This is a genomic window from Amycolatopsis sp. NBC_01286 (genome assembly GCF_035982555.1).
In the GTDB taxonomy this organism is placed as follows: domain Bacteria; phylum Actinomycetota; class Actinomycetes; order Mycobacteriales; family Pseudonocardiaceae; genus Amycolatopsis.
Map to the genome: position 1 here is coordinate 7,216,443 of NZ_CP108428.1, position 12,991 is coordinate 7,229,433.

Below are 12,991 nucleotides of genomic sequence, written 5' to 3' on the forward strand. Positions count from 1 at the left end.
CGCCTAATCTGCCATGACGCCCGCGAACTCGACGACGTGGCGGGCCAGCACGGCGGGCTGGTCCTCGGAGACGAACGTGTAGGAGTCCGCGATCTCGACGAGCTTCGCGTCCGGCAGCAGCGCGGCGAGCCGGTGGGCGAGGGCGATCGGGAACAGCTTGTCCTCGCTCGCCCAGGCGAGCAGCACCGGCCGGTCGAAGGTCCGCAGCGCCGCCGCGGCGGCCAGGGTGTGCCGCGGGTGCACGTCCCGCAGCAGCTTGCGCAGGTCGCGCCGCACCCCGGCGGACTTGCGCAGCGGCGCGAGGTAGGCCTGCGCGACGGCATCGGGCAGCGGCCGCTTGACCACCCAGCCGAACAGCACCGGCAGCGGGTAGAGCGCGCGGATGCGCAGGAGCTGGCCGAGCACGGCCATCGACCCCGGGATCCGCGCGATCGCCGGCAGCGGCTTGAAGATCGGCGGGAAGAAGTACTCGAAGCAGTCGGACGGCGTGAGCACGACCCGCCCGACCCGCTCCGGACGGCGGCTGAGCAGGATCTGCGTCAGGGCACCGCCGGTGTCGTTCGCGACCAGCGTGACGTCGCGCAGGTCCAGCGCGTCCAGGAAGTCCGCGAGCACATCGGCGGCGCCCGTGGGGGAGAGGTCGGCGTCGGCCCGCATCGGGAGGTCGTGCGAGCCCAGCGGCAGATCCGGCGCCACACAACGGAATCCGGCCGCCGCGACGTCCGGCACCACCTTCCGCCACAGCTCGGCGTTCGTCAGCACGCCGTGGACGAACACCACCGGCGCGCCGCTGCCCCGCTCGAAGTACCGCACCTCGCCGGCCGGCAACCGGACCCGGCGTTCCCGGCCCAGGGATTCGCTTCTCGTCATGCGGCTCATGGTTACATACATACGCCATGTATGTAAATGGATCGGCTCAGTACATCGTGACCGAGCGTGAGACCGGGTGATCGTCAAGGATTCACGGGCTACGTGCCGGTCGAGGCGGATTCCGGCGCCGGGTCGTCGGGGTGTTGGCCGATGTTTGGCCACCCGGTGTCTCCTGCGGGCCCGTTCGCCGAGCACTCCGGAGGCCTCGATGAGCCCGTTCCGCCCGTCCGCCGGTTTCGACCGCCGCACCCTGCTCAAGGCCGCGGCCGGGACCGGGGTCGCCCTGGCCGGCGGCCTCGCCGCGATGACGGCGTTCCCCGGGGTCGCGGCGGCCTACACGTGGCCGTCGTCGCTGCGGTCCGGCTCGACCGGTGCCGCGGTGACGGAGCTGCAGATCCGCGTCGCGGGCTGGGCCGCCGACGGCCCGAAGCAGACCTACGTCGCCGTCGACGGCGACTTCGGTCCCGGCACCGAGGCGGCGCTGAAGCGGTTCCAGGCCGCGAACCACCTGGCGGCCGACGGCGTTGCCGACGCGGACGACTTCGCGGCCCTCAACGCACTGGAATCCGCCGACGGCTCGACCGCGCACTTCGAATTCAGCGAGTTCACGTCCAACGACGGTACGGGTTTCGGGGGCGGCAAGGTCGGCTCGGCGACGGTCAAGGAGAACGTCCGGCGGCTGATGTACAAGCTCGAAGCCCTGCGGACGAAGGCGGGCAACCGGGCGATCACGATCTCGTCGGGCTTCCGCAGTGTCGCGCACAACCAGGCCATCGGCGGCGCGTCGAACAGCATGCACGTGTACGGCACGGCGGCCGACTGCTACGTCAGCGGCCTGAGCACGCGCCAGGTCTACGTCCTCGCCGAGGCCTGCGGGTTCTCCGGGCTGGAGCGCTACACGCTCTCGGACGCCCACCAGCACGTCGACAGCCGCGTCGAGTACGCCTACGGCTCGCAGAGCTGGTGGTGGGAGAGCGGCACGGTCAGCTGAGCTCGAGGGTGATCGAGTGTGAGGGTGATGCCCCCGGGCGAGGCTTCGGGGAAAGGTCGGATCCAGGGGCATCACCGCCCGCGGGACAGCTGACACGATGTCCCGCGGTGCAACCACCCTACGAACTCCCGGGCCGTCCGACCAGGGCCTCGATACGGTGTCGAAGGTTTGTCGCCCGGTCGGTCTTAAGACCCACGGAGAGTGGGTCTTCCGGGGTGATCGAGGGGTGCTTGTGCTCGCTTGACCGTTTGCTCGTTCGCGCCTAGCCTCAAGTTGAAACTTCAACCTATTCGCGCGCGCAGCAGCACGGGCCAGGAGAGCCGATGTCGATCTTTCGCCTGAACCACGCCGTGCTGTACGTCCGGAACGTGGCCGAGAGCGTCGCGTTCTACCGGGACCTGCTGGGCTTCGACTACATCGAGGGCGGCGACGCGCACCGCGGCGCGGCCTTCCTGCGGGCGCCCGGCTCGACCAACGACCACGACCTCGGCCTGTTCGAGCTCGGCGCGCACGCCGAGGACTCGGGCGCCGGGAAGACGTCGGTCGGTCTCTACCACCTCGCGTGGGAGGTCGACACCCTCGGCGACCTGGACCGCCTCGCCGGCCGCCTCGAAGCGGCCGGCGCGCTCGTCGGCTCGTCCGACCACGGCACCACGAAGTCGTTGTACGCCAAGGATCCCAGCGGGATCGAGTTCGAGGTCGTCTGGATCATCCCGCGCGAGCTGCTAACCGACGCCGACCGTGACCCGAGCAAGGCCACGGGCCGGCTGGACCTGGCGCGCGAGCTGGCGAAGTACGGCGCCGACGCCCGTAGCGGCGTCGGCATCTCGCGCCCCTAGGACGCGAGCTCGGTCGCCCGGAGGTGATCCGGCGCCGAAACCGCTTGCCGGGCAAGGAGGTTGCTCAGCGCGAAGCGGCCGGGGCCGATGAACGCGACGGCCAGCAACGTCCAGCAGAACAGGGCCGCGTCCTCGCCGCCGTTCTGGATCGGGAGCAGCGCGACCGGCAGGTGCACGGTGAAGTAGGCGAACGCCATCGAGCCGGAGCCGAGCACGGCGGCGACCCGGGTGCCGATCCCGACGCAGACCAGTGCGCCGCAGCCGAGCTGGATGATCGCGGCCCACCACTGCGGCCAGACGCCGACGGCGACGGCGGACTTCGCGCCGAAGAGGCCGAACAGCGCCTTGACGCCGTGGCAGGCGAAGAGGAAGCCGATGACGATGCGGAAGAGCCCGATGACGTGTTCGCGGGCCGGGGCCAGGCGGTGCATGGTTCCTCCGGGAGGCGGGGTGCGGGCGGCATCCGGCCGGCCGGCGCGCGGGGCCCGGCCATTGCGGATTCGGTAGCACCAGATATACCGGCCTGCCGGGATGTGGCACACCGCCGAAAGTCGCATGCGGAAATCTTCCAGGGAAAACACCGAACCTGGTTCGGTTGAGTCCGCGTTACCGCAGGTCGCTTTGTCAGGCAAGAGAAAGCCCGGAAGTCTGGGGTATTTCTCCCGTCTGGTCCAGACCAGTTAGCGCACTGGTCCGCGCTGGGTTTCGGGAATGTTTCCGGTTCTTTTCGGAAACGGCGCGGACTGGGCCCGCCGGATCAACGCGGCGACCCGTTCGGCGTCCGGGATCGCCCACAGCTCCGGCACGAACGGCGCCCAGGCGCCCTCGTGGTTCTGATTGGCCACGCGCCGGCGGGCCGCGAAGCTCGTCCCGAAGGTGACCGTGTCGGCGCCGGTCTTCGCCTGCGCCGGGCCCAGCCGGTTCAGCCACGCCCAGTGGAACTCCGCGCCGGTCGGCCACTGCGCGACGAAAACGACGCGCCGGTCGGTGACGAAGTAGGTCTCGACGTCGAGGCGGGCCCGGCGGTTGGCCAGCCGCCGGGCCCAGAAATGCCGACCCCGAACAGGAGGGTGGTGAACAGTCCGAGGTACTGCGCGTTCCGCCGGTCGACGACGATGGCGGTGGCGACGGCCGCGACCAGCAGCAAGGCGCCGAACAACAGCACGTGGTGCTCGCGAAGCCAACGTCGGCGTCGCGTCGGTGCTCCCGACCAGAGCACTCGCTCGCCGTCCTGCGGTGGGTACGGTGACATGGCGTCCTCCCCGGGCGTCGAGCACTACACGCCCGAGGGTCGCGTCCGGTTGCACCGCCGCGCGATGGGCCCTTTGCGCGGTCCCGGCCGAGGACTAGCGTGATGGCCATGAATCCGAGGGCGCGGTCGCGCCGTCCAGCCGGTGCCCGTGCCTGAGGGCATCGGGCTCGAGCTGCGGAACCGGGAGGCGAGCGCCCTGGTCCGCGTGACCGGGCGGCTCGACATCACCGGCTACCCCTTCCTGCGCGACGGTCTCCTCAAGATCGCCGCGGACAGCCCGCCGGGGGTGATCGCCGACATCGACGGGCTCGTCCTCGAGCGGCACTCGCCCAGTCTGTTCCCGTTCGTCGCCACCCGGCTCGAGCGCTGGCCGGGCATCCCGTTCTCGCTGGTGACGCGGCAGTCCACGCACATCGAAGCGTTCGACGCGTTCGGTCTGGACCGGTTCGTGCCGGTGCACGCCGACGTCGAAGCCGCCGAGAAAGCGCTACCCCACCCGATCCGCCGCCGTGCCGAGCGGACGCTCGCGCGCGGGGACGACGGCATCGCCCAGGCTCGCGCGTTCGTTCGTGCGCGGACCGGTGAATGGGGGGTGCCCGCCCTGGAGTACGACGGCACGCTCATCGCGGCGGAGCTGGCCGACAACGCGTCCCGGCACACGACGTCGCTCCCGCGGCTGCGGCTGGAGCTGCGGCGGGAGCTGCTGACGATCGCCGTGAGCGACGACGATCCGCGGCCCGCGGTGCTGCTGGAGCGGCCCGACCTGCTCGAGCCCGGCCTGGGCCTGCGGATCGTGGCGCAGACCGCCCGGGCCTGGGGGAGCAGCAAGCGCTGGACGGGTGGCAAGGTGGTCTGGGCCGTCCTGGCCACGCCGGAACGCCGCCGGCCGCGGACCCTCGGCCCCTGATTCCCGTATCGCCGCCTCCGTGGCTGTGACCGGCGCCATACGAACATGTTCGTTCCGAACGTGCTCGTAACGAACATGTTCGCTACAGTGGACGCATGGACCGGAACAGCACCCCCAGCCGCCGCGAACGCCCGGCGAAGCCGGCGCTGACCCGCGCGGGCATCGTGGCGACGGCCGTCGACGTCATGCGCGCCGAAGGCGTCGAGCGCGTCACCATGCGCCGGCTGGCCAAGGAGCTCGACACCGGCCCCGCTTCGCTCTACGTGTACGTCAAGGACACCGAGGAACTGCACGCCGCGATGCTCGACGAGCTGCTCGCCGAGGTCGACCTCGGCGACGGCGGCACGGGGGAGTGGCGCGACCGGCTCTGGGCGGTGCTGGGCTCCTACCGCTCGGTGCTGTTCGCCCAGCCGAGCCTGGCCCGGGTCGCGCTGGTGACCCGGCTGAGCGGGCCGCACTACCTGGCCGTCGTCGAAGCGGTGCTCGCGCTGCTCGACGAGGGCGGGATGCCGCCGGGCCAGGCCGCGTGGGCCGTCGACGTCCTGCTGCTGATCGCCACCGCGACCGCCGTCGAAACCGGCGGCCGCCAGGAGAAACCCGGCGCCGAGCGCGAGCACGACGTGCTGGTGGAGTCGCTCGCCGGCCTCTCCGCCGAAACCCACCCGTACATCGCCGCGCTGGGGCCGGACCTCGTGTCCGGCCCGGGCCCCTCCCGCGTGCGGTGGGCGTTCGACGTCCTGCTGAACGGCGCGCTGAGCACCGCGCGCCCCCCGACCGAGGAGCAACGATGACCACTACCCCCGTCACGATCGTCGGCGGCGGCCTGGGCGGCCTCACGCTGGCCCGCGTCCTGCACACCCGCGGGATCGCCGCGACCGTCTACGAACTCGACGCGTCCGCCGCCGCCCGCGACCAGGGCGGCACCCTGGACCTGCACGAGGAGTCCGGTCAGCACGCGCTGGCCGAAGCCGGCTTGACCGGCGAATTCCGCGCGATCGCCCGTGAAGAGGGTGAGGCGCTGCGCATCCTGGACCAGTACGGCGTCGTCCGGTTCGAAGAGACCGCCGACGCGAGCGGCGGCACCCGGCCGGAGGTCGACCGCGGCGCGCTCAAGCGGATCCTCGTCGGCTCCCTGCCGGACGGCGTCGTCCGCTGGGGGACGAAGGTGACCGCCGTGGCGCCCGGCCGGATCACCCTGGACACCGGTGAGGTCGTCGAGTCCGGCCTGGTCGTCGGCGCGGACGGCGCCTGGTCGAAGGTCCGGCCGCTGTTGTCGGATGCCGTCCCGGTCTACTCGGGACTGTCCTTCGTGGAGGCTCACCTGTCCGATGTGGACACCGCGCACCCGGCGGTGGCCGCGCTGGTCGGCACCGGCTCGATGTTCGCGCTGGCCGACGGGAAAGGCCTGATCGCCCAGCGCAACGGCGGCGGCCGGGTCCGCGTCTACGCCGCGGTGCAGGCACCGGCCGAGACGGTGACCGGTCTCGTCGACCCGGCCGACCCGGCCGGGACCCGCGCGCGGCTGCTCGACGTGTTCGCCGGCTTCGACGCCGGGCTGCGCGCGCTCATCGCCGAGAGCGACGACACCCTGATCGCGCGGCCGATCCACGCCCTGCCGGTCGGGCACCGGTGGGCGCGGGTCCCCGGCGTGACGCTGCTCGGCGACGCCGCGCACGTGATGTCGCCCTTCGCCGGCGAGGGCGCCAACCTCGCGATGCTCGACGCCGCCGAGCTGGCCGTCGCGCTGGCGGAGCACGACGACGTCGAAAGCGCTCTCTCAGCCTACGAAACCGCGTTGTTCCCGCGTGCGGAAGAAGCCGCGCGCGGGTCGGCGGACAACCTCGTCGAGAGCTTCCGGCCGGACGCGCCCGCCGCGATGGTCGACCTGATGCTCTCGCACTGAAACCCTTCACCCGAAAGGCACTGCCATGACCGAAAAGATCCTCCGGCCCGACCCGGAACTGGAACTGCACCTCACCGACACCGGCGGCGCGGGCCGGCCCGTGCTCGCCCTGCACGGCGGCGCCGGACCCCGGGGCGTCGCGCCGGTCGTCGAGCACTTCGCGCCGGAGAACCGCGTGCTCGCGCCGACCCACCCGGGCTGGGGCGGCACGCCGCGCCCGGAGTGGTTCACCGGCGTCGACAGCCTCGCCGTCACCTACCTCGACCTGCTGGAGGACGAAGACCTCTCCGACGTCGTCGTCGTGGCCAGCTCCTTCGGCGGGTGGGTCGCGGCCGAGATGGCCGTGCGCGACCGCGGCCACCGGATCGGCGCGCTGGTCGTGCTCGACGGCATCGGCCCGCAGATCGCGGGGCTGCCGGTGTCGCTGCCGCAGCCGCCGCCCGGCGCGCCCGGGCCCGGGCGTGGGCCCGCGCCCGCCGACCTGGCGGCGATGCAGGTCTACACCGGCACGACGATGGGCGACCCGAAGCTGCTGCGCCGGCTGGCCCGGGTCCGGATCCCGGCCCTGCTGATCTGGGGCGAGGACGACACGGTCGTCACGCCGGCGTTCGGCGCGGCCTACGCGGCGGGGTTCGCGGACGCCCGGTTCGAGGTCGTCGCCGGCGCGGGACACATGCCCGCGGTGCAGAACCCGGCCGCGACGTTCGAACTCATCGACGAGTTCCTGGTGAAAGCATGATCGTTTCCCTCTAGAGTGGCTCCATGGTGGACGAAGAAGTCGTCTCGGAGCGGATCCGGCAGGTCGCCGCCTCGCTGGCCGACCGGGCCGGTGATCTCACCGGTGAGCTGGTGCAGCTCTACGCCGCCGAACTGCCGCAGCTGGTCCACGACGACGAGCGCATGGTCAGCCTGCTGACCGCGAGCGTCTACCAGAACATCGAGACCGGCCTGCAGATCCTCCAGCACAGCATCGACCCGGCCCACGTCGAGGCGCCGGCCGCCGCGCTGGAGTACGCGCGGCGGCTGGCCCAGCGCGGCACTCCGGTGTTCGACCTGATCCGGGCCTACGACGTCGGGCAGGCCGCGATGCTCGACTTCGGGTTCCAGGAGTGCACCCGCCAGGTCGGCGACGCCGAGCTGCTGGGGGAGATGATGCGGCGGCTGCTGAAGGTCGTGTTCGGGTTCGTCACCCGGGTGACCCGGCAGCTGATCGCCGTCTACCAGGACGAACGCGACCGCTGGCTGCTCAACCGGAGCGCCGCGCGGGCGGCCAAGGTGCAGGACCTGCTGGCGGAGACCCGCGGCCCGCTCGACGCCGCGTCCGTCGACGCGGCCGAGGCCGTGATCGGCTACCGGCTGCGCGGCACGCACGCCGGGATGATCCTCTGGCACACGGCCGAGGCCTCCGTGGGCGACGTGCTGTCGGTGCTGGAGTCGGTCGCGGCCGCGGTGCTCGGCCGCGTCCAGAACCACGGCCGGCCGCTGTTCGTGCCGCGCGACGAGGCCAGCGCGTGGGTGTGGCTGCCGCTCGGCCCGGACGTCACGATCGCCCGCGCCCTGCTCGACGACGTCCTCGCGACGGCCGGACCCGGCGTCCGGGTGACCGTCGGCGACCCCGCGACCGGCGTCGACGGCTTCCGCGACACCCACCACCAGGCCCTGCGGGTGCACGCGCTGGCCCTCGCGGCCGGCGAGCACTGCGACCGCGTCCTGACCTTCCGCGAGGTCGGCACGATGGCGCTGATGACGTCCGACCTCAACGCGGCCCGCCTGTGGGTCACGAGCACCCTCGGGCCGCTGGCCGCCGACGAGGAGAACTGCGGGCGCCTGCGCGAGACCCTGCACGTCTTCCTCGCCTCCGGCGGCAGCTACACCGCTGCGGCGGCCGAGCTGACGATGCACAAGAACTCCGTGCAGTACCGCGTCCGCAAGGCCCAGGAGCTGCTGCCGCGCGAGCTCGGGACGAACCGGCTGGACGTCGAGCTCGCGCTGAGCCTCTGCCACCGGCTCGGCCGGGCGGTCCTCTGAGCTTTGGTGTCGTGGACCACACCCGGCGAAGATCGTTGGGTCCCCGACACGAAGTCTTCCTGCGGTTTCGGGCCTACCTTTCGATCATGGGTGAAAACGGTGGGATGCTCGCACTGGTGCGGCTACGCCGAGGCGTCGTCGGCGAGAGCAGACGCGTCTGTCACCTGATCCCCGTCCCCGAAGCCGGCGCGGTCCCCGAGTACCTGACGGCCCTGTGCGGCGAGTCGATCTTCCCCGGCGAGGCCGAGGTGCTGGACGGCCTGCGCGGGATGCCGTGCCACGCGTGCCTGATGGCGAACACGCCCGCGGGCGGCGGGCTCCTGGCGAACGCGGGTTAGCGGGTTCTGGATCGATTTCGTGAAATTGCCACTCCGCGCCGTGCGGGAACTCGTTTTCCGCGGCCGGAGTCGGTGAATATCCGACCGCGTGAATGACTTTCCGGCATTGTTGCAGTGAGTAGTCGATCAGATGTCCACTGTGGTCGGCAGCGCGACATAAGCCGACGTTCCGGACGCGCCGCGCTGACGATCACGTGGGAAAACCCCATGTCGGAACCCGGATCGATAGTCCATTCGGACCAACTCTGCGGATTACGTATCCCCAGGCGACGTCCTGAGCTTTAACCTTGCGTGATTCTTCGCCATGAATCGCACTGGGGAGTGAGATGAAGTCGACGTCACCGCTGTGGTTGCCGCGCGCCCATTCACGGCCGGAACGAGCCCACCTACAGCGATGACGCAAGCCGGCTGCATCAGACGCTTCGAAGGAGTCGTCCGGCGCTCGCCCGAGCGGATCGCCGTCGTCGAGCACGACGCGGTGGTGAGCTACGCCCGGCTGGCCGGGCTCGCCGGCGGCCACGCCGCGCGGCTGCTCGACGCGGGCGTCCGGCCGGGTGAGCGGGTCGGCCTCGTCACCGGGCACGGCACCCGGGCGATCGCCGCGATCCTGGGCACGCTCGCCGCCGGGTGCGCCTACGTCCCGCTGGACCCGACGTTCCCGCGCGAGCGGCTCGCGCACCAGGTCGACGCCGCGCGCGTGTCGGCCGTGCTGGCCGACGCCGAGCACGTCGACCTCGCGGAAGCCTTGTGCCACAACGGGTCCGCCCGGGTCGTCCCGGTCGGGTCGGAGACCGCGCCGCTGCCGGTGCCCGATCCGGACCCGGACAGCCCGGCCTACGTGCTGTTCACGTCGGGCTCCACCGGCACGCCCAAGGCGTTCGCGCAGACCCACCGCAACCTGCTGCACGTGGTGGACAACCAGATCGCGAGCCTCGGCATCACCGCGGCCGACCGGCTGAGCCTGCTGGCCTCCTTCGGCTTCGACGCCGCGATCCCGGACCTGTACCCGGCGCTGCTCACCGGCGCCGCCGTGGTGCCGGTCGACCTGCGCGTCCACGGCGTCGCGCACGCCGCGCGGGAGCTGGCGCGGCACGAGGCGACCGTCTACCACTCGACGCCGACGGTCTACCGCTACCTGCTGGACAGCTTCGACGGCGACCTGCCGTCGGTGCGGACCGTGCTCCTGGGCGGCGAGCCGGCGACCTACGCCGACGTCCGCCGCGGCCGGTTCGCGCCGGACACCGTGTTCGTCAACGGCTACGGCGCGACCGAGGTGACGTTCGCCGCGCACCACCGGCTGACCAGCGCCGACGTCGACCCCGGCGCCACCGGCCCGCTGCCGATCGGCACCGCGCTCCCGGGTTACGAGCTGACCGTGCTGGACGGCGGCGAGCTGCAGGTCCGGAGCGAGTTCCTGGCCGCGGGCTACCTCGACCGGCCGAGCCCGGCCTTCGGCACCACCGAGGAGGGGCTCCGCACCTACCGCACCGGCGACCTCGGCGAGGTGCTGCCGGACGGCACGCTCGTCTGCCTCGGCCGGCTGGACCGCCAGGTCAAGGTGCGCGGTTTCCGCGTCGAGCTGACCGAGATCGAGGCGAAGCTCGCGAAGCACGCCGAGGTGGCGGAAGCGCGAGCCGTCGTCCGGGACGGCGAGCTGCTGGCCTACGTGGTCCCGGCGCTCGACCCCGGGCCGGACCCGGCCGCGCTGCGGGCCGTCTTGGCCAACGTCTTGCCCGATTACGCGGTGCCGTCGGCGGTGCTCGTCGTGGCGGCGTTCCCGCTGACCGTTACCGGCAAGCTCGACGAGGCAGCGCTTCCAGGCCCGCGGCCCGTCGCACCGGCCGAGATCCCGCCGATGACCGAGGCCGAACAGCGGGTTCACACGATCTGGTGCGACGTCCTGGGTCACGCGAGCTTCGGCGTCACCGACGCGTTCTTCGACGTCGGCGGGCACTCCCTGCTGCTGGGGCGCGTCCAGCAGCGGCTCGCCGCTGAGTTCGACACGGACGTTCCGCTGCTCGGCCTGCTGGAACACCCCACCGTCGCGGCCCAGGCGGCGTACCTCGGCGAGTCCGTTTCGGACCGTCCGCGGACCGTCGAGCCGCTGCCGGACGAGGGTGGCAGTGACCTGATCGCCGTCGTCGGGCTCGCCTGCCGCTTCCCGGGCGCGCCCGACGCGCCGGCGTTCTGGTGGAACTTGTGCGCCGGCGTCGACTCGATCCACGACCACACCGACGACGAGCTGGCCGCGCTCGGCATCGGCCCCGGCCTGCGCGGCGACCCGGCGCACGTCCGCGCCGGCGGGCGCCTCGACGGCGTCGAGGACTTCGACGCGGAGTTCTTCGGCTTCACCGCCGACGAGGCCGCCCGCACCGACCCGCAGCACCGGCTCTTCCTGGAGACGGCGTGGCGGGCCCTGGAGGACGCGGGCCGCGACCCGGCGCGGGAGACCGGCCCGGTCGGTGTCTTCACCTCCGCCGGGGTGAACCGCTACTTCCTGTTCCACCTGTTCGGGAACCCGGCCGTGACCGGCGACGTCGACCCGGACGACTGGGAGGGCCGGCTGCTCGGCCGCCAGCTCACCGACCACCTGCCCGGCCAGGTCGCCTACCGGCTCGGCCTGACCGGGCCCGCGATCGCCGTCCAGAGCGCCTGTTCCAGCTCCCTCGCCGCAGTGGGACTCGCGGCGCAGAGCCTCGCCGAATACCGCTGTGACCTGGCGCTCGCCGGGGGCGTGAGCGTCACGTGGCCGCGGTACCGCAGCGACGGTCTCGCCTCGCCGGACGGCCGCTGCCGCGCGTTCGACGTCGCGGCCGAGGGCGCCGGGTTCGGCTCCGGCGCCGGGGTCGTCGTGCTGCGGCGGCTGGCCGACGCGCTCGCCGACCACGACCACATCCACGCCGTGCTGCCCGGCTGGGCGATGACCAACGACGGCCCCGACCGCGCCGGCTACGCGGTGCCGGGGCCGGCCGGACAGGCCGCCGCCGTCGCCGAGGCGCTGGCCGTCGCCGAGGTCCACCCGGCCGAGGTCCGGCTGGTCGAGGCGCACGGCAGCGGCACGCCCCTGGGCGACGCGATCGAGGTGGCGGCGCTCAACCGGGTGTACGGCGACCTGCCGCCGGGGACCTGCGCGCTCGGTTCGGTCAAGACGAACATCGGGCACCTCGACGCCGCCGCCGGGGTGGCCGGGCTGATCAAGACGGTGCTTTCGGTGCGCCACGGCGTCATCCCGCCCAACCTGCACTTCACCGCGCCGCACCCGGAGGCCGATCTGGCCGGCGGCCCCTGGTACGTCCCGGTGAAAGCCGCCGACTGGCCGGACCCGGAACGCCGGGTGGCCGGGGTCAGCTCGTTCGGCATGGGCGGCACCAACGTCCACGTCGTCGTCGAGGAGGCACCGGCCGCCGGGCCGCGGGTCACCGCCGACGGTCCGTACGTGCTCCCGGTCTCCGCGCGGGACGCGAAAGCGTTGCGCGAAGCGCTTTGCCGGCTGCGTGACCGGCTCGCCGACGACCCGCCGCCGCTGGCCGACGTCGCCTACACCCTCGCCGTCGGACGCCGGGAGTTCGCGGCCCGCGCCGCCGTGGTCGCGTCGACCGCGGCGGAGGCCGTCGAAGCCCTCGACGTCCTGCTCGCCGACGGCGCCGACGTCGCCGGGCCACCCGGCGCGGCCCACGAACTGGCCGCCCGCTGGGTCAGCGGCGGCGACGTCGACTGGGCCGCCCGGCACGACGGCGCGGACCCGGGCCGGGTGCCGTTGCCCGGGTATCCCTTCCAGCGCAGCAGGTACTGGATCGACCCGCCGGTCACGGGTGACCACCCGTGACCCGCACCAGCCCGGCCGCCACCGCGGCCCCGGGCAG

The 12,991-nt window shown here is 72.7% G+C and carries 12 protein-coding genes; 9 read left to right on the plus strand and 3 right to left on the minus strand.

All coding sequences use genetic code 11. The annotated features are described in order from the left end of the window. Nucleotides 1-3 precede the first annotated feature (3 nt). Nucleotides 4-870 carry an alpha/beta fold hydrolase gene (locus OG570_RS33965; RefSeq protein ID WP_326953080.1) on the minus strand — a complete coding sequence of 289 codons (867 nt, stop codon included), beginning with the start codon at nucleotides 868-870 and terminating at the stop codon, nucleotides 4-6. A gap of 208 nt (nucleotides 871-1,078) precedes the next feature. On the opposite strand from OG570_RS33965, the gene OG570_RS33970 reads away from it, so the two are divergent. Further along, nucleotides 1,079-1,861 carry a D-Ala-D-Ala carboxypeptidase family metallohydrolase gene (locus OG570_RS33970; RefSeq protein ID WP_326953081.1) on the plus strand — a complete coding sequence of 261 codons (783 nt, stop codon included), beginning with the start codon at nucleotides 1,079-1,081 and terminating at the stop codon, nucleotides 1,859-1,861. A gap of 323 nt (nucleotides 1,862-2,184) precedes the next feature. Further along, nucleotides 2,185-2,700: a VOC family protein gene (locus OG570_RS33975; protein ID WP_247052102.1), complete on the plus strand. Its 516-nt coding sequence runs from the start codon at nucleotides 2,185-2,187 to the stop codon at nucleotides 2,698-2,700. On the opposite strand, the gene OG570_RS33980 is transcribed toward OG570_RS33975, so the two are convergent. Further along, nucleotides 2,697-3,131: a DoxX family protein gene (locus OG570_RS33980; protein ID WP_326949886.1), complete on the minus strand. Its 435-nt coding sequence runs from the start codon at nucleotides 3,129-3,131 to the stop codon at nucleotides 2,697-2,699. The two genes, OG570_RS33975 and OG570_RS33980, sit on opposite strands and share 4 nt — an antisense overlap. Nucleotides 3,132-3,380: 249 nt before the next feature. Continuing rightward, on the minus strand, nucleotides 3,381-3,977 hold the full coding sequence (locus OG570_RS33985; RefSeq protein WP_326953082.1) for a hypothetical protein: 597 nt from the start codon (nucleotides 3,975-3,977) through the stop codon (nucleotides 3,381-3,383). A 117-nt stretch (nucleotides 3,978-4,094) separates the two neighbouring features. Here OG570_RS33985 and OG570_RS33990 point away from each other — a divergent pair, with 117 nt between their 5' ends. The 7 genes from OG570_RS33990 to OG570_RS34020 all read left to right on the plus strand — a co-directional run bounded on the left by OG570_RS33990 (nucleotide 4,095) and on the right by OG570_RS34020 (nucleotide 12,954). Further along, on the plus strand, nucleotides 4,095-4,859 hold the full coding sequence (locus OG570_RS33990; protein ID WP_326949884.1) for an ATP-binding protein: 765 nt from the start codon (nucleotides 4,095-4,097) through the stop codon (nucleotides 4,857-4,859). Nucleotides 4,860-4,954: 95 nt separating this feature from the next. Continuing rightward, on the plus strand, nucleotides 4,955-5,650 hold the full coding sequence (locus OG570_RS33995) for a TetR/AcrR family transcriptional regulator (RefSeq protein WP_326953083.1): 696 nt from the start codon (nucleotides 4,955-4,957) through the stop codon (nucleotides 5,648-5,650). Then, nucleotides 5,647-6,762 (plus strand): FAD-dependent oxidoreductase, encoded by a 1,116-nt coding sequence (locus OG570_RS34000; RefSeq protein ID WP_326953084.1) that lies wholly within the window; start codon nucleotides 5,647-5,649, stop codon nucleotides 6,760-6,762. The genes OG570_RS33995 and OG570_RS34000 overlap by 4 nt, the downstream gene beginning before the upstream one ends. Before the next feature lie 25 nt (nucleotides 6,763-6,787). Then, a complete protein-coding gene (locus tag OG570_RS34005) occupies nucleotides 6,788-7,501 on the plus strand; it encodes an alpha/beta fold hydrolase (protein ID WP_326949880.1) in 714 nt (237 codons plus the stop codon). Nucleotides 7,502-7,524: 23 nt separating this feature from the next. Further along, a complete protein-coding gene (locus OG570_RS34010) occupies nucleotides 7,525-8,790 on the plus strand; it encodes a PucR family transcriptional regulator (RefSeq protein WP_326953085.1) in 1,266 nt (421 codons plus the stop codon). 86 nt (nucleotides 8,791-8,876) lie between these two features. Further along, the gene (locus OG570_RS34015; RefSeq protein ID WP_326953086.1) at nucleotides 8,877-9,128 is read left to right on the plus strand and encodes a hypothetical protein; all 252 of its coding nucleotides are present in this window, start codon (nucleotides 8,877-8,879) and stop codon (nucleotides 9,126-9,128) included. Between the two features lie 394 nt (nucleotides 9,129-9,522). Beyond that, nucleotides 9,523-12,954, plus strand: coding sequence for a beta-ketoacyl synthase N-terminal-like domain-containing protein (locus OG570_RS34020; protein ID WP_326953087.1), 3,432 nt, complete (start codon nucleotides 9,523-9,525; stop codon nucleotides 12,952-12,954). Nucleotides 12,955-12,991 lie beyond the last annotated feature (37 nt).

What these genes read in the sequence shown, in the direction of transcription:
- OG570_RS33965 (WP_326953080.1), bottom strand. Translation starts at nt 870, where the DNA reads ATGACGAGAAGCGAATCCCTGGGCCGGGAACGCCGGGTCCGGTTGCCG.
- OG570_RS33970 (WP_326953081.1), top strand. Translation starts at nt 1,079, where the DNA reads ATGAGCCCGTTCCGCCCGTCCGCCGGTTTCGACCGCCGCACCCTGCTC.
- OG570_RS33975 (WP_247052102.1), top strand. Translation starts at nt 2,185, where the DNA reads ATGTCGATCTTTCGCCTGAACCACGCCGTGCTGTACGTCCGGAACGTG.
- OG570_RS33980 (WP_326949886.1), bottom strand. Translation starts at nt 3,131, where the DNA reads ATGCACCGCCTGGCCCCGGCCCGCGAACACGTCATCGGGCTCTTCCGC.
- OG570_RS33995 (WP_326953083.1), top strand. Translation starts at nt 4,955, where the DNA reads ATGGACCGGAACAGCACCCCCAGCCGCCGCGAACGCCCGGCGAAGCCG.
- OG570_RS34000 (WP_326953084.1), top strand. Translation starts at nt 5,647, where the DNA reads ATGACCACTACCCCCGTCACGATCGTCGGCGGCGGCCTGGGCGGCCTC.
- OG570_RS34005 (WP_326949880.1), top strand. Translation starts at nt 6,788, where the DNA reads ATGACCGAAAAGATCCTCCGGCCCGACCCGGAACTGGAACTGCACCTC.
- OG570_RS34010 (WP_326953085.1), top strand. Translation starts at nt 7,525, where the DNA reads ATGGTGGACGAAGAAGTCGTCTCGGAGCGGATCCGGCAGGTCGCCGCC.
- OG570_RS34015 (WP_326953086.1), top strand. Translation starts at nt 8,877, where the DNA reads ATGGGTGAAAACGGTGGGATGCTCGCACTGGTGCGGCTACGCCGAGGC.
- OG570_RS34020 (WP_326953087.1), top strand. Translation starts at nt 9,523, where the DNA reads ATGACGCAAGCCGGCTGCATCAGACGCTTCGAAGGAGTCGTCCGGCGC.